General features: G+C 58.3%; 22 protein-coding genes. 21 read left to right on the forward strand and 1 reads right to left on the reverse strand.

Annotated elements, in window-relative coordinates:
• The first annotated feature begins 12 nt into the window (after positions 1-12).
• The 20 genes from IIY41_RS05865 to thrC all read left to right on the forward strand — a co-directional run bounded on the left by IIY41_RS05865 (position 13) and on the right by thrC (position 18746).
• Positions 13-1242 carry a biotin/lipoyl attachment domain-containing protein gene (locus tag IIY41_RS05865; protein WP_055080906.1) on the forward strand — a complete coding sequence of 410 codons (1230 nt, stop codon included), beginning with the start codon at positions 13-15 and terminating at the stop codon, positions 1240-1242.
• A gap of 185 nt (positions 1243-1427) precedes the next feature.
• On the forward strand, positions 1428-1880 hold the full coding sequence (locus IIY41_RS05870) for a cell division protein SepF (protein WP_009325878.1): 453 nt from the start codon (positions 1428-1430) through the stop codon (positions 1878-1880).
• A 2-nt stretch (positions 1881-1882) separates the two neighbouring features.
• A complete protein-coding gene (locus tag IIY41_RS05875) occupies positions 1883-2647 on the forward strand; it encodes a YlmH family RNA-binding protein (RefSeq protein ID WP_009325877.1) in 765 nt (254 codons plus the stop codon).
• 17 nt (positions 2648-2664) lie between these two features.
• The gene (locus IIY41_RS05880) at positions 2665-3282 is read left to right on the forward strand and encodes a DivIVA domain-containing protein (RefSeq protein ID WP_009325876.1); all 618 of its coding nucleotides are present in this window, start codon (positions 2665-2667) and stop codon (positions 3280-3282) included.
• 164 nt (positions 3283-3446) lie between these two features.
• Positions 3447-3941, forward strand: coding sequence for a signal peptidase II (gene lspA, locus IIY41_RS05885; RefSeq protein ID WP_009325875.1), 495 nt, complete (start codon positions 3447-3449; stop codon positions 3939-3941).
• Positions 3928-4848, forward strand: a complete 921-nt coding sequence (locus tag IIY41_RS05890) for an RluA family pseudouridine synthase (RefSeq protein ID WP_009325874.1) — start codon at positions 3928-3930, stop codon at positions 4846-4848. The genes lspA and IIY41_RS05890 overlap by 14 nt, the downstream gene beginning before the upstream one ends.
• Positions 4849-4852: 4 nt before the next feature.
• Complete coding sequence (locus IIY41_RS05895; RefSeq protein ID WP_009325873.1) at positions 4853-5671, forward strand: Cof-type HAD-IIB family hydrolase; 819 nt, start codon at positions 4853-4855, stop codon at positions 5669-5671.
• A 397-nt stretch (positions 5672-6068) separates the two neighbouring features.
• Positions 6069-6398, forward strand: coding sequence for a ComEA family DNA-binding protein (locus tag IIY41_RS05900; protein ID WP_082052075.1), 330 nt, complete (start codon positions 6069-6071; stop codon positions 6396-6398).
• Between the two features lie 67 nt (positions 6399-6465).
• Positions 6466-8682 (forward strand): polyphosphate kinase 1, encoded by a 2217-nt coding sequence (ppk1, locus tag IIY41_RS05905; RefSeq protein ID WP_154522506.1) that lies wholly within the window; start codon positions 6466-6468, stop codon positions 8680-8682.
• A 133-nt stretch (positions 8683-8815) separates the two neighbouring features.
• Positions 8816-9841 (forward strand): M23 family metallopeptidase, encoded by a 1026-nt coding sequence (locus IIY41_RS05910; protein WP_243134052.1) that lies wholly within the window; start codon positions 8816-8818, stop codon positions 9839-9841.
• Between the two features lie 11 nt (positions 9842-9852).
• A complete protein-coding gene (locus IIY41_RS05915; RefSeq protein WP_050004323.1) occupies positions 9853-10413 on the forward strand; it encodes a M50 family metallopeptidase in 561 nt (186 codons plus the stop codon).
• A gap of 376 nt (positions 10414-10789) precedes the next feature.
• Complete coding sequence (locus IIY41_RS05920; RefSeq protein ID WP_154522500.1) at positions 10790-12643, forward strand: TIGR03960 family B12-binding radical SAM protein; 1854 nt, start codon at positions 10790-10792, stop codon at positions 12641-12643.
• Positions 12621-13289 carry a TIGR03936 family radical SAM-associated protein gene (locus IIY41_RS05925; RefSeq protein ID WP_412432588.1) on the forward strand — a complete coding sequence of 223 codons (669 nt, stop codon included), beginning with the start codon at positions 12621-12623 and terminating at the stop codon, positions 13287-13289. The genes IIY41_RS05920 and IIY41_RS05925 overlap by 23 nt, the downstream gene beginning before the upstream one ends.
• Before the next feature lie 154 nt (positions 13290-13443).
• Positions 13444-13788, forward strand: a complete 345-nt coding sequence (rplS, locus tag IIY41_RS05930; RefSeq protein ID WP_009325866.1) for a 50S ribosomal protein L19 — start codon at positions 13444-13446, stop codon at positions 13786-13788.
• Between the two features lie 68 nt (positions 13789-13856).
• The gene (lepB, locus tag IIY41_RS05935; protein ID WP_009325865.1) at positions 13857-14393 is read left to right on the forward strand and encodes a signal peptidase I; all 537 of its coding nucleotides are present in this window, start codon (positions 13857-13859) and stop codon (positions 14391-14393) included.
• On the forward strand, positions 14390-15265 hold the full coding sequence (ylqF, locus tag IIY41_RS05940; RefSeq protein WP_055080898.1) for a ribosome biogenesis GTPase YlqF: 876 nt from the start codon (positions 14390-14392) through the stop codon (positions 15263-15265). Before lepB ends, ylqF begins: the two co-directional genes overlap by 4 nt.
• Complete coding sequence (rnhB, locus tag IIY41_RS05945) at positions 15262-15867, forward strand: ribonuclease HII (protein ID WP_009325863.1); 606 nt, start codon at positions 15262-15264, stop codon at positions 15865-15867. Before ylqF ends, rnhB begins: the two co-directional genes overlap by 4 nt.
• A 25-nt stretch (positions 15868-15892) precedes the next feature.
• Entirely contained in the window at positions 15893-16231 is a 339-nt protein-coding gene (locus IIY41_RS05950) for a YraN family protein (RefSeq protein ID WP_055080897.1), read from the forward strand.
• A 17-nt stretch (positions 16232-16248) separates the two neighbouring features.
• Positions 16249-17175 carry a dipeptidase gene (locus IIY41_RS05955; RefSeq protein ID WP_055080896.1) on the forward strand — a complete coding sequence of 309 codons (927 nt, stop codon included), beginning with the start codon at positions 16249-16251 and terminating at the stop codon, positions 17173-17175.
• Positions 17176-17288: 113 nt separating this feature from the next.
• A complete protein-coding gene (gene thrC / locus IIY41_RS05960; protein ID WP_055080895.1) occupies positions 17289-18746 on the forward strand; it encodes a threonine synthase in 1458 nt (485 codons plus the stop codon).
• 72 nt (positions 18747-18818) lie between these two features.
• On the opposite strand, the gene IIY41_RS05965 is transcribed toward thrC, so the two are convergent.
• Positions 18819-18977 (reverse strand): DUF1540 domain-containing protein, encoded by a 159-nt coding sequence (locus IIY41_RS05965; protein ID WP_009325859.1) that lies wholly within the window; start codon positions 18975-18977, stop codon positions 18819-18821.
• A 104-nt stretch (positions 18978-19081) separates the two neighbouring features.
• Here IIY41_RS05965 and IIY41_RS05970 point away from each other — a divergent pair, with 104 nt between their 5' ends.
• A complete protein-coding gene (locus IIY41_RS05970) occupies positions 19082-19759 on the forward strand; it encodes a metallophosphoesterase (protein ID WP_287400129.1) in 678 nt (225 codons plus the stop codon).
• Positions 19760-19782: the final 23 nt, after the last annotated feature.

Raw genomic sequence — 19782 nt, forward strand, 5'->3', positions numbered from 1 at the left:
AATAACGGATATATGGAAAACTGGCCGGTAAGAAAAAAGAAAAAACGGTACAGAGGACTGATTTTGGCTCTGCTGATGCTCGTGCCCGCCGGATATATCGGCGTTCAGATGGTACAGGTGCTGCGTACGAATTATCAAACGCAGACCGCGGTGGCATATTCAATGTCCGACGTCGTCCGCTGCGACGGGATGCTCGCCATGGATGAGACGGTCATCCCTTATGAGGGAGCGGGCGTCCTGGGCTATCAGGTGAACAACGGCGAGCGTGTCTCGGCAGGCACGCAGGTAGCGCGATTGTTCGCCGACGAAGCGAGCGCACAGAACCGGACGCTCTCCGAAAAGCTGACGGAGGAGCTTTCGGTGCTGGAAAAGTCCCAGGCGGGCGCGGCTGCCGACGTTGAGGCGCTGATGAATCAGAACCAGCAGGGTATCTATTCGGCGCTGGATCTGCTGGAGAGCGGCAATTACACAGGATTATCGGATGCGCGGGCTTCCATCCAGCTTGCGCAGAATAAGATGCAGCTCACGATGGGGGTCGTATCGGATTTCAGCGCCCGCATTGCGGACCTGACGGCGCGGCGCGACGCGGCGGATGCCGCCAGCGTATACACACCGATAACAGCTCCGGCGGCCGGATATTTTGTCTCCGCGCAGGACAGCGAGAAGCAGATGTATACGCCTGAGGCGCTGGCGGCCATGTCTCCGGCAGAATTGAAGGATGCGCTGGCACAGCCTTCCCAAACGAACGACGCAAACGTAGCGGGCAAGCTGATTTTGGACTACCGCTGGCGTTATTATGGCCTTGTGACGCAGAAACAGGCGGAAAAGTTCGTGGAGGGAACGCGCGTCGAGATCTCGTTCCCAAACGTATCGGCCGAATCGGTGCCCGCCACCGTGGTGAATGTTACGGTGGATGAGGAGAACGGTACTGCCAAGGTGGAATTGCTTTGTGATTACATCAACGAGACAGTTGTGACGCTGGAGCATGAAAAAGCAGATATAACGTTCGCCACCTATGAGGGAATCCGTATCGACCGACAGGCACTGCACATCGTTGAAGGGCAAAACTGCGTGTTTGTCAAATACGGAAACCTGGTGTACCAGAAAAATATTACGATCCTGTTTGAAAACGAGGATTACATTCTGGTGCCGTCGAAAACAACGACGGGCGAAAATGAGGTAAAACTGTTCGATGAGATTGTTGTGCGCGGTACAGATCTGTACGACGGAAAAATATTGTAGCTTTTTTGTGTGCCTTTTTACACAAATTTGCAACTGTTTATTGACATCCGCCACAAAAACAAGGATAATAACGATGATAGTATCCAATTTGTTGTGCCGGTGCGGATACAAAACCGTTACAATCGTGGCGCGGCGGCGCATGCGTCTGCGCGCGGCCAGCTTGCCATAAAAAGGAGATTTCAGAGATGAGTATGTTCGATAAGATCAAAGGTATGATGGGCGTGCCCGACGACGACGATTACGATGACGACGATATGGATTTCGTGAATGAGAATACAGGCTATGCGGCGCAGGACGATTATGTCCCCGAAGAACAGGATGTTACGCCCAAACGCAATAAGGTCGTGAATATCAACTCCACCATGCAGCTGCAGGTAGTGCTTGTGAAGCCTGAGCGTTTTGATGATGCCAGCGCCATCGCGGACCATCTGAACGCCAAGCGCACCGTGGTTTTGAACCTGGAATCCACAAATAAGGAGGTCTCCCGCCGTCTGGTGGATTTTCTCTCCGGCGTGGCGTATGCAAACAACGGCCAGATCAAGCGCGTTGCCAACAGCACTTTTATCATCACCCCGTATAATGTGGATATCATGGGGGATCTGCTGGACGAGCTTGAAAGCAACGGCGTGTTCTTCTGATTTTGAGAGGCTACATACCGCCCGCGGACGACGATGAGCGCTTGTTCGTCCGCCGCCTGGGGGACCTTGTGCAGGTCGTGCGCCAGCGCGGGACGTCCCGCAGCACCCCGTTTTTAAGCGATCGCCAGCAGGAACTGGCCCGCGCCGCTCTTGCGGGGTTGGGCTTTGAGGGATATGCTTTCGACGGCGGCTATCCGGATGCCGAACGGCGGATTCTGCGCCTTTTCGGTGAATATGGGGCGCAGGAGCCGCTGCCCGCCGTATGTCTGTTTGCGCAGACCCTGCGGGCTGACAGAGCACTCACTCACCGGGATTATCTGGGCGCACTGATGTCGCTGGGAATCAGGCGCGAATGCATCGGCGATATCCTTTTGTCGGAAGACGGAGCATATCTGTTCGTTCTGGATACGGTCGCGCCGCTGGTGTGCGACGAGCTTTCCAGCGTGGGGCGCTGCAGCGTATGTGTGCGCGCGGGCCGGGCGGAGGAACTGCCCGGCCGGGAAGAGCGCCCGGCACAGACGGCGACGGTGGCCTCGCTGAGGCTGGACGCTGTGCTGGCCGCCATGCTGCATATCAGCCGTGGGGATGCGGTGCAGCTTGTGAAAAGCGGCATGGTGGAAGTGAACCACGTTTCCACGGTGTCCGCGCATTATGAAGTGTTTGAAAACGACGTGTTCAGCATCCGCGGACGCGGCAAGTACAAGCTGTGCGGCGTGGGTGCCAAAAGCCGGAAGGGCCGCACCTTCGTGTCCTATATTGAATATTAACAGGGGGAACAATCTCTATGAACGCTGAAGATATCCGCAACGTTACCTTTGACAAGGTCATGCGCGGCTACCGGCCCGAGGAAGTGGACGCTTATCTGGACCAGGTGGCGGCAGAACTGGAACGCCTGCAGACGGAAAAAGCGGATGCGGAGAAAAAAATGTACATCCTTGCGGAAAAGGTGGACCAGTACCGCAATGATGAAGAAACGCTGAAGACAGCGCTCCTCAATGCCCAGCGTATGGGTGAGAGCGTCATCCATGAGGCGCGCCAGAAGGCTGAGACCATCATTTACGATGCAACGAGCAAGGCAAGCCAGGCGCGGGAAGAAGCCGTGGAAAAGGTAGCTGAAGAGGAGATGCTGCTGGCCCGCCTGAAAGCGGAGGTGGCGCATTTCAAGGGCGAAGTGCTGAACCTGTATAAGCAGCATATCGAATCGCTGAGCATGATCCCGGGCGCGGAAGAAAAAAAGAAAAAGGCGCCGGAGGCGCCCAAGGCTGAAGAACAGCCCGAGCCTGCCCCGGAGGAAGCGCCGAAGGAAGAGCCTGCGGCGGAGGCGCAGCCTGCCGCAGCCCCGGCCGAACCGGGACAGGAGGCTTCGTTCGAGGAGTATCAGGACATTACTTTTGAGGACTAACTGAACATGTGTGGCATAGCGGCGTTTGTTTTAAGCGCCGCTATGTTATGGTTTACGGCATTTTTGCATTTTTCGGCATTTGCAGACCATTTTCTGTGGATTTGCCTGCAAAAACGGAGAGAGTCTGGCTTTTCAAAGTGCCAATCAAAGAAAGGAACGTACCATTGCTGATATCTGTAATCATTATCATTGCACTGACAGGGCTGGATCAGCTCACAAAGCATCTTGCCACGGTTTATCTTGCGCCGGTAGGGGCGATGCCGTTCATTCCCGGCGTCATGGAGCTGCGCTATGTGCTGAACGACGGCGCAGCCTTCAGCATGCTGGCAGACGCCGAGTGGGGGCGCGTGTTCCTCATCGTCGTAACGGGCCTTGCGCTGGCGGCGCTGGCGGTGTATTTTTTCTGGAAGAAGCCGTCTTCCTGGTTGGAGCGCTGGGTGTTTATCCTGATTTTTTCCGGCGGTTTGGGCAATCTGATCGACCGTGTGCTCAACGGGTATGTGGTCGATTTCTTTGCTACCACATTCATGAATTTCGCTGTATTCAATGTGGCGGATTGCTTTGTGTGCGTCGGCGCCGCGTTGTTTGTCATCGCCGTGCTGCGTCAGGAGCTGAACGCCAAAAAGGAGCAGAAGGCCGGGACGGATGAAAACGCTTGAATATACCGCCGGTGCCGAAGATACGGGCCGCCGCATCGATGCCGCGTTGGCAGCGGCGTTCCCGGAACTGACGCGAAGCTTCGCACAGCAGCTTCTGGCAGAGGGCCGTGTACTGTGCAACGGACGTTCCGTCGCCAAAAGTGCGCGCCTTACACAAGGAGATGCGTTGTGTGTTTCGCTGCCGGACGCCCAGCCGGTGGAAATCATTCCGCAGGATATCCCGCTGGATATCGTTTACGAAGACAGCTCGCTGCTGGTTGTCAATAAACCCAAGGGAATGGTGGTCCACCCGGCGGCGGGAAACCCGGACGGCACACTGGTGAACGCACTGCTGTACCACTGCGCGGGCAGGCTCTCCGGCATCAACGGCGAAGTGCGTCCCGGCATCGTGCACCGCATCGACAAGGACACCAGCGGCCTGCTTGTAGTGGCAAAAGACAACGAGACGCATCTTTCGTTGTCGCAGCAGTTCGCCGTGCACAGCATCGCCCGGGTATACCATACTGTGGTATACGGCGGTTTTGCTGCGGACGACGGATTTGTGGAGGGGAACATCGGTCGTCATCCTGTGGACCGAAAGCGTATGGCCGTCGTGCCAAAGGGCGGCAAAGCCGCTTATACGGCCTACCATGTGGAGGAGCGCTTTCCCGCCTTTACACATCTTTCCGTAAGGCTCCGGACTGGGCGAACCCATCAGATCCGCGTACATCTTGCGAGCATCGGCCATCCGGTTGCCGGGGATGCGGTTTACGGCCCGCGTAAGGTGATCACCCAGCTGGAGGGCCAGTGCCTGCATGCAAAAACGCTCGGCTTCATTCATCCCGCAACAGGCGCGTACGTCGAGTTCGACAGCCCGCTGCCCGAATATTTCACGGCCTTTACCGGCCGTCTGCAAAAGGAAATGTAACGCTATGATCCGCTCCCTCAAGGATATCCTCGTCGTTTCGGACATGGACAACACGCTGCTCACACCAGAGGACGGCGTGCCCTTTGTGAACCAGGTGACCATGCGGCTGTTCTGCGCGCTGGGCGGCCATTTTACCGTGGCCACGGGCCGCACGATGGAATCAGCCGGACGGCATCTGGACTCGATGACGCTTTCTGCACCCGCTATCCTGTATGGCGGGGGCGTTATTTACGATTTCGAACACGATATCCGCATCCGAAATACACTGCTGTCCAAGCCGTCGGCGCGCCGGGCGGTGTGCGATGTATTGGCACGTTTCCCGGGAGTGGGCGTGGAGATTATGACCGAGGACGGCGGCATCTGCGTGGTGCGGGCCAATGAATATACCTACCGCCACACGGTCCATGAAGGGCTCACTTACCGCATGGCGCCGCTGGAGGAGCTGGATGGCGGTTGGAATAAGGTGCTGTTTGCCTGCTCCCATGAAATGCTGATGCAGATCCAGGATTTTCTGGACGCACGCAAATATCCCGGCGTCTACTTCATTGCGACCAACCGCAACTATTTTGAGATCATGCCGGAGGGCGCGGCCAAGGGGGCGGCGCTGGGAGAACTTTGCACCTATATGGGCATCCCGATAGAAAACACGGTGGCCATCGGAGATTATTTCAATGACATTGAGCTGATGCGCGCGGCCGGGCATTCCGTGGCGATGGGGAACGCGCCCAAGGAGGTGCAGCTCGCGGCGGACACCGTAACAGGCAGATGCCTGGACGGCGGCGTGGCCGAGGTGCTTTACGGGTTGATTCGTAAATACGGATGATTGTAAAAAGCGTGTAAAATGGAGCGTGCCTTGGGCGGGATATGGTATAATAACCTCAAGTCCGCCGCTTGCGCGGCCGCGCGCTCTTCGTGCGCTGATGCGCTTTCGCGCATGGACTTGAGAACATTGAACCATGCAAAACCGCAGTGAATGCGGTTTTGTCGAGGCCGCTTCGCGGCGCCATGGTATAATAACCTCAAAGCCGCCGCTTGCGCGGCTGCGCGCACTTCGTGCGCTGATGCGCTTCCGCACATGGGCTTTGAGAACATTGAACCATGCAAAACCGCGGCAGGCGCGGTTTTGTTGGGGCCGCAGCACGGCGCCACGGTATAATGACCTTGGATATTGCCGCCTGCGCGTTGTCCCGGATGAATGCTTCAGAATAGGGGATGATAGAATGGGACGCCGCTTTGCCGCGGCTTGGTGGGCGGCGTTGTGTGCCGTCCTTGTGTGCCTTTGCGCAACGGCGCCGCCCGTGCGGCAGGCTGAATATCCGCCCTGGGACGGAGCGCCGTATTTTGACGCGGGGCCGGACAGGGTGGATGTCAATACTGCGCCCGCCGCGGAACTGGAGACGCTGCCCGGCATCGGGGAGAAAAAGGCGCTGGCAATCGTGGAATACCGCGAGGCGAACGGACCTTTCCGCGCGGTGGAAGAACTGGAACGGGTAAAAGGCATCTCGGAGCGCACCGTAGACGGCATGCGGGCGTATGTCCGGGTTTCCTGAGCCGTGGGAGCACGGCGGCGCGGTGCCGGCTGAAAGGACCGTGCGTTTATTTAAAGGGGAGTTTTTTATGGAACAGCCGCATACGAGGGAGATATTCATCAACCGGGAGCTGAGCTGGCTTGAATTCAACCGGCGCGTCCTGGACCTTGCGAAGGACAAGACGGTCCCGGTTGGCGAGCAGCTGAAGTTTGCCGCCATTTACGCGAGCAATCTGGATGAATTTTTCATGGTACGCGTGGGGTCATTGTACGACCGTACGCTGGTGGGCGGCGATGAAAAAGAGAACAAGACGGGCATGACGCCCGCTCAACAGCTGGACGCCATTATGCCTAAGGTCGCGGAGCTGCAGCAGCACTGCGATAAAATTGTGGCGAAGCTGTATGAGAATGTGGGTGTGTTGGGCTACCGCAGGGTAGATTTTGCGCACCTGAGCAAAGAAGCGGAGCATTTCTGGCGTAAATATTTCATGCAGGAGATATTTCCCGTCCTTTCTCCGCAGATCATCGACCGGCGGCATCCCTTTCCGTTTCTGCGCAACAATGAGGTGTATGTCGGCACCATTCTGAAGGGAAAGGGAGACGCGCAGTCTTCCTTTGGTTTGGTACCCATCAGCACGCAGTTCCAGCGTATCATATTTGTGCCGTCGGGCGACTCTGTCGCTTTTGCGCTGGTGGAAGAGATGGTGGAACATTTCGCGGGCCTGATCTTCGGCAAGAACACCGTGCAGAGCCGGTGCATTTTCCGCGTGACGCGCAATGCGGATATCACAGTGGATGAAGGCATGTTCGACCACGACGTGGACTATCGCGAGATTATGAGCGATCTTTTGAAAAAGCGCCGCAAGCTGGCGGCCGTGCGCTTGCAGACAACGCCGCGTGCTCCGGCGGAGATCGTCGGGTTCCTGCGCGAAAAGCTGATGCTGCCCGCAAAACAGGTGTTTGAGCAGACGACGCCGCTGGATATGTCCATTGGCTTCAAGATATCCGCGCGCATCGCGCAGGACGGCCATACCGAGCTGTTTTACCCGGTGAAGCGTCCCATGCTGCCGCCGCCGGATTTTAATCTTGCCCGTGTGGTGGAAACGCAGGACGTACTGCTTTCTTATCCGTACCAGAGCATCCGGCCCTTCATCCGCATGCTCAACGAGGCTGCGCAGGACCCGGACGTGCTTTCCATCAAAATGACGCTGTACCGCGTGGCACATGAATCCAAGATCATCGAGGCGCTTATCTCCGCGGCCGAAAACGGCAAGGAGGTCGTTGCCATTGTGGAGCTGCGCGCGCGCTTCGACGAACAGAACAACATCGACTTTTCCAAGCAGCTGGAGGAGGCGGGCTGCACGGTCATCTACGGCTTTGAGGCATACAAGATCCATTCAAAGTTGACGCTCATCACAAAGAAAAAGGGCAATCAGCTGCACTATATTGCCCAGATCGGCACAGGCAATTACAATGAAAAGACCTCCGAGCAGTATACGGACCTTTCGTTTATCACGACCGATCTTGGCATCGGCTCCGAGCTGGCAACCGTGTTCAATAATCTTGCGATCGAACGCCTGACAGAGCACGCAGGCAACCTTCTGGTCGCGCCGCTGTGCTTCAAAAGCGTGCTGATGCAGGAGATGGACGCGGAGATCGAGGCGAAACGCATGGGGAAGGACGCACGCATCATTCTTAAGTGTAATTCCATCAGCGATAAGGATATCATTGAAAAAATATCCGAAGCGTCCTGCGCGGGGGTATCTGTGCAGATGATCGTGCGCGGCATCTGCTGCATCAAAGCCGGGGTACCCGGCCTGACGGAAAATGTCACGGTGCGCAGCATCGTGGGCCGCTATCTGGAGCACGAGCGTGTGTATGCTTTTGGCTGCGGGCAGGATACACGGGTGTATATCGCGTCGGGCGATTTTCTTACCCGCAACACCGAACGACGTGTCGAGGTGGGCGTGCGTATTCAGGACAGACGCATTGCGGGTGAGCTGCTGCAGATGCTGGATCTGCAGCTGCGCGACAATGTGAATGCCCGGGAAATGCAGCCGGACGGCACCTATCCCAAGGTGAAGCCTGCGCCGGACGCGTCCCGCGTTGACAGCCAGCTCGGCATGTATGATATGCTGGCCGGCACGTGGCCCGCCATGCCTGCGCCGCGCCCGGCGGGGGAACCGGTACGCCGTGCGCCGACAGCACGCCGCCATGCTGCCGCTTTGCAGCAGCCTCAGCGCCGCCCGGCAGCGCCGCGCCCGCAAACGCTGCTGGGCAGGCTCAGGAACCTGCTGGGACGCTGACCCTTCCCAAATTACCGGCCCGGACAATCTGTTGTACACAGGCTGTCCGGGTTCTTTTTTTGGCGTTCGCCGCATAGCCTTTTTAAAGGAATGAGCGTTCCGAAAAACCGGGATAAAAAGGTGCGTGACGTTGATGTGGGAAAAGGACAGCGGGCGGCAGGAGGAATGGATGCGGCTGAATGAGGACCCTCCGGAGGAAATTGGCACACCAGAAGCGGGATGGGACGGAAAGGCGCGCCGGACACAGCGGCCGCAGGGGGAACGGGCCGAGCGGTTTGAGCTGCCCGAGCCGGTTCCGGGAACATTTTCGGCGGCTGCGGGAGACCGGGAGGACATGCCGGAGGGGCAGCGGGACGCGGGAACAGCGCCGGTGGAACAGCTCTACCCCACAGCAAAGATGAAGCCGGAGCCGTTCACGGTGCCTCAGGTAAACTCGGGCGAAGAGCATGTCCTGTTCGTGCAGGTTCTGCTGTGCGCGCTGTTGGTGGCGTTTGTGTTTTTTGCGCGCAGCGCCGGCGCGCCGTTTCTGGAGGACATGAGGGCTGAGTATCACGAGATGATGACAGCGGGCGTGGAATTTTCCACGGATAACGCATTTGCGCGGTTTGCAAATGGCGTGGTGGAGGATCTGCGTATGGGCGCGGAGCGGCTGGTCCAGCAGTTGGAAGATCCGGAGGCGTTGGACGGGCAGGGCGGCTTTTGGCCCGGTATCGAAAAACGTGAGGTGCCTGACGGCGCTTCCATGGACGATTATACGCTGCCGCAGGAGCTTCTGCTGCCGGTGGCGGGGCCGGTCACTTCGGGGTACGGTTTCCGGGATAACCCGGTGAACGGTGCGGATGATTTCCATGCGGGTGTCGACATCGCGGCGGCAGAGGGCACGCCTGTGGCAGCGGCACAGTCCGGCCAGGTGGTGCGCACGGGCTACAACCGTCTGCGGGGCTATTATATCATTATCCGCCATGAGGGCAGTGTCCAGACGCTGTACCAGCATCTCTCTTACATCTTTGTGCGCGGAGGGGAGACGGTCACGCAGGGGCAGACTGTTGCAGCGGTGGGAAGCACAGGCCTTGTGACCGGCCCGCACCTGCATCTGGAGATCATTCTCGACGGCGTGCGGGTGGACCCGATGCCCAGTTTTCCGCAGCTGGCCGCATGAGCGGGCCGTCGGTGCAGCCTGTACTGCTGTGCGCCTGCCTGGCGGCGGGGCTTTTGTTCGACCCTATGGGCTTTCTTCGCATGACACTGGTGTGCGCTTTCGTTCATGAAAGCGGGCATGTGCTGGCATATATGCTGTGTGCGCATAAATTGCCCGGTCTCCATTTCAGCGCGGGAGGCATCGGGCTTTCGGGAGCGGAGCAGTTGCCCCGCACACAAGAGCTATGGGTGCTGGCTGCGGGGCCGCTGGCGAATTTTATCATGGCGGCGCTGCTTTTTTTGCAGCTTCACCGGCAGGCGAGCTACGCACTGTATTTTCTCGCTGCCGTCAGTTTGTGTACGGGCGTTTACAACCTGATGCCGTTCGGCGTGTTAGACGGCGCGCGCCTGCTGCAGAATTTGCTGCCTGTGGAAAAGCAGGATGCGCTGCGCCGTGCCCAGCGGCTGCTGTTGTGCCTGTTTTGCGCGGCGGCGCTCGGCTTTGCGCTGTTGGGCGGGATGCCGCGCGGCGCTCGTGCGGCGGCTTTCCTGGGGCCGGGTTATCTGCTGGCAAAGGAGTTCAGGCAAAAATAAAGAAGAAAGGCCTGCGCAGCGCGTGAATGGCACCGTGCACAGGCCTTTTCTGTTTGCATTCTGCGCGCAAATACGGTATAATGACCCCAAAACTGCCGCTTGCGCGGCCGGGCGTGTGCGCGGCACACGCCCTGTGCTGGCGCACAGAGCTTTGAGAACATTGAACCATGCAAAACCGCAGCAGATGCGGTTTTGTTGAGGCCGCTTCGCGGCGTCATGGTATAATATGCCCGCTTAGTGAATGCGGGCCGCGGGCGGGGCGTGAGTTTGGCGGCATAGATGTCATGTTTTTTAAGTGAATGCCAAGCGGAACGTGAAGTGTGAGCTTGGGGTATGGTGAAACAACGCGGGGGTATAAGCCCGAAAAAGGGAAAGGATGTTTGAACGCTTGGATGAAAAGCTGAAAGCTGCGCTTGCCGCAGTGCAGAAACCGGGCCGCTATACCGGCGGCGAACCGGGCTGCGTATATAAGGAGAAGGAGAAGCTGGACCTTCGGTTCGCTTTCTGCTTTCCGGATACCTACGAGGTGGGCATGTCCTTTCTGGGCATGAAAATATTGTATGAGATCCTCAACAAACGGGACAACATCTGGTGTGAACGTGTGTTCATGCCTTGGGTGGACATGAAGGAGCAGATGCAGCAGCGGGATATTCCGCTGTATGCGCTGGAGAGCAAAGACCCGCTGGGGATGTTCGACGTAGTGGGTTTTACACTCCAGTATGAACTTTCCTACACCAATATTCTTGCCATGCTCGACCTGGCGCACATTCCGTTTTATGCAAAGGACAGAGGAGAGGATGCGCCGTTCATTGTGGCGGGCGGCCCGTGCGTGTGCAACGCTGAGCCGCTGGCGGATTTTTTTGACCTGATGATGCTGGGCGAGGGCGAGGTGCAGCTGCCTGATGTGTGCGACACCATCATTCAGGGGCGCAGAGAGGGGCTCACCAAACGGGAGATATTAAAGCGCCTGTGCCATATCGAAGGCGTTTACGTGCCCGCGTTTTACGATGTGTCCTATCGGTCCGACGGCCGCGTGGAAGCCATCACGGCGAAAGAAGGCGCGCCGGCCGTGGTGCGCAAGGCCATCATTCAGGATATGAACAGCCAGCCGCTGCCGGAGAATTTTGTGGTGCCGATGATCGGTGCGGTGCACGACCGCGCGCAGATCGAAGTGCTGCGCGGCTGCGTGCGGGGCTGCCGTTTTTGTCAGGCGGGCTTCATCTATCGTCCCATGCGTGAGCGGGATGCGGATATGCTCTCCAAGGCGGGGCGCAGCCTGTGCGGGAATACAGGTTACGATGAGATCTCTCTGACGTCGCTTTCCACCAGTGATCACAGCCAACTGGAAACACTGCTGGACGATATGCTGGAATGGACGCCCAAAGAGCATGTGAGTATGTCGCTGCCGTCGCTGCGCATCGACAACTTTTCGGAGTCTCTGGTTCGCAAAACCACCAAGGTGCGGAAAAGCGGCCTTACCTTTGCGCCTGAAGCCGGAACACAGCGTCTGCGGGACGTCATCAATAAAAACGTTACCGAGGAAGAGATCGAGCGCACCTGCAACCTTGCCTTCAGCGCCGGCTACACCTCCGTGAAGCTCTACTTCATGCTGGGCCTGCCCACAGAGACGATGGAGGACGTTGAGGGAATTGCCGACACGGCGCAGCGCATTGTGGACCTCTATTATAAAAACGAAAACAAACCCAAGGGCCGCGGCGTGCAGGTCTCCATCAGCGTGGCGTGTTTTGTGCCGAAGCCTATGACGCCGTTCCAGTTCGTGGGCCAGAATACCGAGGATGAGCTGCGTGAAAAACAGCAGCATCTGCTGCGCAGCGTCAAAAGCCGGAAAATCAGTGTGAGCTACCACGACAGTCATACCAGTTTTCTGGAGGCGGTCTTTGCGAAGGGCGACCGGCGGCTCTCCCGGGTTCTGGTGGAGGCTTACCGCCGGGGCTGCTGCTTTGACGGCTGGGACGAGCAGTTTCGCTATGATACATGGCTGGAGGTGTTTCGCGACCTTGGCTTTGATACTGCTTTTTACGCGAACCGCACCATCGGTCTGGACGAGGTTACACCCTGGAGCCACCTGGACTACGGCGTGAGCAGGGAGTACCTGGTGCGGGAATACCAAAAGGCGCTGGGCGCGCAGACCACGCCGCCGTGCAACCGCGCGTGCAGCGGCTGCGGCGCAAATAAGCTGCTGGGAGGTGCCTGTTTTGACTACGATTAGAGTCTGGTTCACCAAAACGGGAGAGGCGTCTTATATTTCGCTGCTGGATCTGCAGCGGGTGATGCAGCGCGCGCTCAAGCGTTCGGGCTTGCCTGTCTGGTATACACTGGGGTTCAACCCTCACATTTATATGACGTTTGCCGCGCCGCTGTCTCTGGGGCAGGAGAGCTTGGCCGAGACGGTGGACTTCAAGTCCGAGGCGGAGGGGTACGACTGGGACGCCGCGGCTCCGGCGCTTTCTGCGTGCCTGCCCCGGGGCATTAAGGTGACGCGCATTGCGCCCGCCGTGCTGGATGCGGGCGATATTGCGTGCGCCGCTTATGAGGTGCGCTACGCGGAAAAAGACGCGCAGGCGGCATGCGCAGCATGGGAGGCCTATAACGCGGCGCCCGCGGCCGAGGTAGTGAAGGAGGGCAAGCGCGGAAAGAAAAAAACAGTGGATCTGAAAGCGCATTTGCCGGAGGTACAGCTTATGCGGAAAAACGGCGGCCTTGTGGTGTGTATGCGTTTGCCTGCGGGCAGTGTGCTGAATGTAAACCCGGTTCTGGTGCTGGGGTGGCTGGAGCAGCAGCACGGCCTGCCCGCCGCATCGGGAGATATCCTGCGCACCGGGATCTACACCCGAAACGGCGAAAAATTTTCCTGAAATGCTTGCATTCGGAATTGCCATGTGGTATTATATTTAGGCGTTATATCCACTGTGCCAACAGCGGGGTTAATGTCACACATTAAACGGACAGTCCTCTGCCGGCGCTCCGCCGGGTATGAATGTCTAAATAAACATGGAGGATTGTACAACAATGGACGCAATGAAAATCATTACCGAAGGCATGATCAAAGAGGATCGTCCCGAGTTCAACGTGGGCGATACCGTGCGTGTTTCCGTTCGTATCAAAGAAGGCGAGCGTGAGCGTATCCAGGCGTTTGAAGGCACTGTCATCGCGAAGAAGCACGGCGGTGTTGCCGAGACCTTTACTGTGCGCCGCACTGCTTACGGCGTGGGCATCGAGCGTGTGTTCCCCGTGAACTCTCCGTTCGTTGAAAAAGTGGAAGTTGTGCGCAAGGGCCGTGTACGCCGCGCGAAGCTCTTCTATCTGCGTGAACGCACCGGCAAGGCCGCCAAGGTCAAAGAACAGCTTCGATAAGTTCACAAAAAGGGACAATGTACATTGTCCCTTTTTTGTTATATTATTGATGAAAAGAAGGTGTGTGCATGGAACCGAAACAGTCTAAGGAAAACGCGCTGTTCGAGTGGTATGATTCACTGGTGTTCGCGCTGGCGGTGATCGTACTGTTTTTTGTGTTTGCCGTGCGCATCATCACCGTTTCCGGCGTTTCCATGCAGCCTACACTTTACGGCGGGGACCGCGTGGCGGTACAGAGCATGCTGTATACGCCCCAGCGCGGCGATGTGGTGGTGGTGGACGGCTACATCAATTACGGAGACCCGTTGGTCAAGCGCATCATCGCTCTGGGCGGCGATACGGTTGATATCAATTTCGAGACAGGCGCTGTGACGCTGAACGGCGCGGTGCTGGAAGAACCTTATATTTCTGCGCCGACGACAACCGGGTACGATGTAGAGTTTCCCGTCACGGTTCCGGAGGGCTGCGTGTTTGTGATGGGCGATAACCGCCCGCGCTCGCTGGACGGCCGCAGCACGGAAGTGGGTTTCATCGACGAGCGGGATATTTTGGGAAAGGTGCTGCTGCGGGTGTTCCCGCTGAGCAGCTTTGGGAAAATCGCATGAAAGAGAGTCTGAGCGCACGCCCCATCCAGTGGTTTCCGGGGCATATGACAAAAACGCTGCGCCTGATGGAAAAGGATATCCGCAATGTGGACGCTGTGCTCCAGCTTTTGGACGCACGCATCCCGCGCAGCAGCCTGAACCCGGAGATTGCGCGCATCACGGCGGGCAAGCCCCACCTGTATGTACTGAATAAAGCAGACCTGGCCGACCCGGACGTGACCGCCCGCTGGGTGGCGTATTTTCGCCGCGGCGGCGACGGCTGCCTTGCCGTTACCAGCAAAAACCGCGGCGGCGTACAGGGCGTAAAAAATGCGATTGAGACGGAATTGGCAGAGCTTCTGGAGCGCCGTGCCGTCAAGGGCATGGCGGGTGCGAAGATCCGCGTGATGGTCGTGGGCATCCCCAATGTGGGAAAATCAACGTTTATCAACAGCTTCGCGGGCGCGGCGCGCGCGAAGGCTGCCGACAGGCCCGGCGTTACGCGGGGCAAGCAGTGGGTGACCGTGGGCAATTATGACCTTCTGGATATGCCCGGCGTGCTATGGAAAAAATTCGACTCCATGGAGGTGGCGGGCAACCTGGCCTTCATCGGTTCCATCAAGGACGATGTGCTGGACATCGAGGCGCTGGCAACGGCGCTGCTGGGTGAAATGCAGCGGATGTATCCGGAGCGTTTGGCGGAGCGTTACCGACTGACAGCGGAGGAGCTGGGGCAGGACGCCTACGACCTGCTGGAGACTGTGGGCCGCAAGCGGGGCATGCTGATGTCCGGCGGTGTGGTGAATACCGAGCGCGCGGCCATTACGCTGGTGGATGAATTCCGAGGCGCAAAGCTGGGCCGCGTTTCGCTGGAAAGGCCGGAGGAAGCATGACGGAGGAACTGTATGCATTCGACGCAGAATACCGCGCCCGTGCGGGTGTCGTGTGCGGCGTGGACGAGGCGGGCCGCGGCCCGTTGTGCGGCCCGGTGTGCGTGGCTGCTGTTATTCTGGACCCCGCAGCTCCGGTGGACGGTGTAAACGATTCCAAAAAGCTTTCGGAAAAAAAGAGGGAGCTGCTGTATCCGCAGATCATTGAAAAGGCGCTTGCCTACAAGATCGTGATGGTGGGGCCTCAGACCATCGACGAGCTGAATATACTGAACGCTACGCTTCTGGGCATGCGGCAGGCTGTGGAGGGCCTTGCGGTGCGTCCGGGGCTGGCGCTCATCGATGGCAACCGGTGCCCGGAGATGGAGATTCCCGCGCAAAGCGTCGTCAAGGGTGACGCCCGTTCGGCGAGTATTTCAGCCGCCTCTATTTTGGCCAAAGTCTCGCGGGACCGGTACATGGAGCAGCTCGCGAAGGAATATCCTCAATACCAGCTGGAAAAGCACAAGGGATATCCGACCAAGCTGCATTACGCGCTGCTGGACGAATACGGCATTCAGCCGTTTTACCGCAGGTCCTTTTTGAAAAAACGCGGTTATGTGTGAGCGGAAGAGTGCCCGCAGGGGCGCCATGGGCGAAAGGCTGGCCGCCGCGTATTACCGGCGCAGAGGATGCCGGGTGCTGGAGATGAATTTTCGCACGCGCCGGGGTGAGATCGACGTCATTGCACAAAAAGGAGACATGCTGATCTTTGCCGAGGTGAAGACGCGGGACGAGGCTGCCGCCGCGCAGCCCGCAGAGGCTGTAACGGCGCAAAAGCGGCGGCGGATCGTTTTGGCGGCACAGGGATATCTGCTGCTTCACCCGGAGCTGGCGGAGAATTTTATGCGCTTCGATGTGGTGGAGGTCACGGTGCCCCGCTTGGGGACGCCGCGGCTGAATTGTATTGAAAATGCGTTTACCTTGTAGAAAAGAAGGCTGTGAAGTTGGACTTTTTTGATTTGCACTGTGACACGGTGTCCCGCCTGACGGAGGGCGGCGGCATCGCGGATGCGGATGCGCACATCAATCTGGAAAAGGCGCGGACACTGGGCCGGTGGGCGCAGGTGTTCGCCGTATTCGTGCAGGACAATGCGCCGGGCGCGGACACGGCTTATGCTTCGTACCGCCGTCAGACCGCCTGTTTTCGGGCGCAGCTCGCCGCGAACAGAGAGCGGATCGTTCAGTGCCGCACAGCGCAGGAGACGGAAGACGCATTTGAAGAGGGCAGGCGCGCGGCCATTCTTTCCGTGGAAAACGGTGCGGCGCTGGGTGGGAGCCTTGAGCGTTTGGCCGAATTCCAGCGCGACGGCGTGCGCTTTCTGACGTTGACCTGGATGGGCGAAAACGAGCTTGGCTGCGGCGGTGAAGCGGGCGGCCCGCTTACGGAGTTCGGCCGTGCAGTGGTGCGTGCGCTGCCGCAGTATGGTATTGTACCGGATGTTTCTCACCTCTCCGACGAGGGTGTGGCGGAGGTGTTTGAATGTTACGGTGGTCCGGTGGTGGCCACGCATTCCAACGTGCGCCGTGTCACGGGGCACCACCGCAACCTGACGGAAAAGCAGATCCGGGAGATCGTACGGCGCGGCGGGTTGATCGGCATCAATCTGTGCAGTGCGTTTTTAAGCAGCGACCGCATGCGGGCATGCAGCGACGACGTATACCGTCATCTGGATGTGTTCCTTTCGCTGGGAGCGCAGGATACGGTGTGCTTTGGAACGGACTTTGACGGCGCACATGTGCCGGAGGATATCCGGGATATCGGGGGCATCCCGCGCTTATACGGGTACCTTCTGGCGCGCGGGCTGCCGGAGACGGTTTTGAACAAGGTGTTTTTTGAAAACGCCTGGGTTTTTTGGAAGCGCACTTTTTAGAAAGGGCTGGGCAGAGCCGCTCTGTCCCACGGAAAAAGAGCAGGCCTTGCAGGGCTGCGGAAAACGGCGGAACAGCCGGATAGCGGCTGTGGCTATAATTGGAGGGGTAAAGTATGAACTACACAAGCACGCGCGACAGTGCTCTCTGCACCGGTGCGTCCACGGCCATTCTCACGGGCATTGCGCCGGGAGGCGGGCTGTTTGTCCCGCAGCAGTTCCCACAGGTGGACATGCGGGAGTTTTACGGCCTGACGTATCCGCAGACGGCGCAGAAGGTGCTGGGCATGTTTCTGACGGATTATGACCCGGATTTTTTAAAAACCGCCACAGAGCAGACATACAGCACCGAAAACTTCGGCGGCAAGGCAGGCTTTGCGGCGCATGTGGCCGGGAATACCTATGCATTGGAGTTGTGGCACGGCCCGACCTGCGCGTTTAAGGATTATGCATTGCAGCTTATGCCGCGTCTGCTGGTAGAGGCCAAAAAAAATCTGGGAGAAACAGGCGTGACAAAGATCCTTGTAGCGACCTCCGGCGATACGGGAAAGGCCGCGCTCGCGGGCTATGCGGGCCTGCCGGGCATCCGTATCGCGGTGTTTTATCCCAACGCGGGCACCAGTGAGGTGCAGCGCCTGCAGATGGCCACGCAGGAGGGAGATAACGTGGCGGTGTATGCTGTCAACGGAAACTTCGACGACGCGCAGACAGGTGTAAAGCGCGTGTTTGCGGACGAGGACCTCGCGCAGGAGCTGGCTGCCAAAAACGAAAAGCTTTCCAGCGCAAACTCCATCAACTGGGGCCGCCTTGTACCGCAGATCGTTTACTATTTTTACAGCTATGCGCAGCTTGCGGAGCGGGGGGATATCGCACCGGGCGCGCCCGTCAGCTTCTGTGTGCCCACAGGCAATTTCGGCGATATCCTTGCGGGTTATTACGCCAAACGTATGGGCCTGCCTGTGGAAAAGCTGATCTGCGCGTCCAATAAAAACAACGTTCTCACGGACTTTCTCACCACGGGTGTTTACGACGCCCGCCGCACGTTCTACAAAACGTCCTCGCCGTCCATGGACATTCTTGTGTCCTCGAACCTGGAGCGCCTTTTGTACCATGTAACACAGGATGCGGCAGCGGTGGCGGGATGGATGCGTGAGCTGGCGGAGCATGGGCATTACACCGTGCCCGCCGAAGTGCTTTCCGCCATCCGGGAGACCTTTGCCTGCGGCTGTGCCAATGACGCGCAGGTGCGGGAGGAGATCCGCGCGCGGTATGAAGCGGACGGATACCTGTGCGACACGCACACGGCGGTGGCGTTCCGTGTGGCACGGCAGCAGGCGGCCGGCGAAACGCCTTGCGTTGTACTTTCCACGGCAAGCCCGTACAAGTTCCCGTGCGATGTGCTGGGCGCGCTGGGGGCGGATGTGCCGGAGGATGAGTTTGAGGCCATGCGCCTGCTGCAGGAAAAGACCGGGGTCCCGGCGCCTGCGAGCCTTGCGGGCCTGCGGGAAAAGCCCGTACGCTTCACGCAGGTGGTGGAAAAGGACGGCATCCGGGCTGCGGCGCTTGCTTTGTAGAGAAAAATGGTGCAATGAAAACGGCCCGTGCATATCACACGAGCCGTTTTTGCGGACATTTTTCGACGAAGCCTAAACTTCCTCAAAGGTCTCGCACATGGTCTCTTCACCGAGGACGGCCATGCGGTTTTTCACTTTGATCTCCTGCGCGGTGCAGCAGCAGTTGCCGTTGTTGTGCACACAGTTCTCTACTTCGCAGCAAATGCCTTCCAGAATCTTTTCGTCCTGCATTTTTATTGCCTCCTTAAAATCAGTTCGCAAAACGCCGCTTCATAGGGCGCGGCGCTTCCTTTTCTTAGTATGGCCGGCCTGCGGCCAGTCATTCGGAGGATGCTATGGCAATTTTTACAATCGGGGATCTTCATCTGTCGCTGGGAACGTCCAAGCCCATGGACATTTTCAGCGGCTGGGAGAACTATGTGGAGCGTCTGCGGGAAAACTGGCTGGCGGCTGTGGGTCCGCAGGATACCGTGGTACTGGCGGGGGACATCTCCTGGGCGATGAAGCTGGAGGACTGCAGTGCGGATTTTGCGTTCCTTCAGAATCTTCCGGGCAGGAAACTGCTCTTGAAGGGGAACCACGATTACTGGTGGACGACCATGGCGAAAATGAACGCCTATCTAGCGGCGAATGGGTTTGACAGCCTGTCTTTTCTGCATAACAATTGTGTTTTTGCAGAAGGGCTTGCACTGTGCGGCACGCGGAGCTGGCTGTTCGACGCGGGCCAGCCTCACGATGAAAAGGTAATGAGCCGCGAATGCGGACGGCTGCGGGCTTCGTTGGAAGCGGCGGGAGATACGGAAAAGGCAGTGTTCCTGCATTATCCTCCGGTCTATCCCCAGGCGGACGCCGGGGAAGTGGTGGCGCTCCTGCGGGAATACGGCGTGAAACGCTGCTTTTACGGCCATTTGCACGGCCCGTCCATTCCGCGGGCGGTGCAGGGGGAGCTGGACGGCATCGAGTATAAACTCATCAGTGCCGACGCACTGCGGTTTTTTCCATATAAAATTTGAATTTGTATAGAAATATTCATAAA

It is taken from the genome of Ruthenibacterium sp. (genome assembly GCF_017421385.1).
In the GTDB taxonomy this organism is placed as follows: domain Bacteria; phylum Bacillota; class Clostridia; order Oscillospirales; family Ruminococcaceae; genus Ruthenibacterium; species Ruthenibacterium lactatiformans.

Coding starts and splice junctions, on each gene's coding strand:
- rnhB (WP_009325863.1), top strand. CDS start 15,262: ATGACGGAGGAACTGTATGCATTCGACGCAGAATACCGCGCCCGTGCG.
- lepB (WP_009325865.1), top strand. CDS start 13,857: ATGGAACCGAAACAGTCTAAGGAAAACGCGCTGTTCGAGTGGTATGAT.
- ylqF (WP_055080898.1), top strand. CDS start 14,390: ATGAAAGAGAGTCTGAGCGCACGCCCCATCCAGTGGTTTCCGGGGCAT.
- ppk1 (WP_154522506.1), top strand. CDS start 6,466: ATGGAACAGCCGCATACGAGGGAGATATTCATCAACCGGGAGCTGAGC.
- IIY41_RS05970 (WP_287400129.1), top strand. CDS start 19,082: ATGGCAATTTTTACAATCGGGGATCTTCATCTGTCGCTGGGAACGTCC.
- IIY41_RS05965 (WP_009325859.1), bottom strand. CDS start 18,977: ATGCAGGACGAAAAGATTCTGGAAGGCATTTGCTGCGAAGTAGAGAAC.
- IIY41_RS05950 (WP_055080897.1), top strand. CDS start 15,893: ATGGGCGAAAGGCTGGCCGCCGCGTATTACCGGCGCAGAGGATGCCGG.
- IIY41_RS05870 (WP_009325878.1), top strand. CDS start 1,428: ATGAGTATGTTCGATAAGATCAAAGGTATGATGGGCGTGCCCGACGAC.
- IIY41_RS05890 (WP_009325874.1), top strand. CDS start 3,928: ATGAAAACGCTTGAATATACCGCCGGTGCCGAAGATACGGGCCGCCGC.
- IIY41_RS05880 (WP_009325876.1), top strand. CDS start 2,665: ATGAACGCTGAAGATATCCGCAACGTTACCTTTGACAAGGTCATGCGC.
- rplS (WP_009325866.1), top strand. CDS start 13,444: ATGGACGCAATGAAAATCATTACCGAAGGCATGATCAAAGAGGATCGT.
- thrC (WP_055080895.1), top strand. CDS start 17,289: ATGAACTACACAAGCACGCGCGACAGTGCTCTCTGCACCGGTGCGTCC.
- IIY41_RS05910 (WP_243134052.1), top strand. CDS start 8,816: ATGTGGGAAAAGGACAGCGGGCGGCAGGAGGAATGGATGCGGCTGAAT.
- IIY41_RS05920 (WP_154522500.1), top strand. CDS start 10,790: ATGTTTGAACGCTTGGATGAAAAGCTGAAAGCTGCGCTTGCCGCAGTG.
- IIY41_RS05865 (WP_055080906.1), top strand. CDS start 13: ATGGAAAACTGGCCGGTAAGAAAAAAGAAAAAACGGTACAGAGGACTG.
- IIY41_RS05895 (WP_009325873.1), top strand. CDS start 4,853: ATGATCCGCTCCCTCAAGGATATCCTCGTCGTTTCGGACATGGACAAC.
- IIY41_RS05900 (WP_082052075.1), top strand. CDS start 6,069: ATGGGACGCCGCTTTGCCGCGGCTTGGTGGGCGGCGTTGTGTGCCGTC.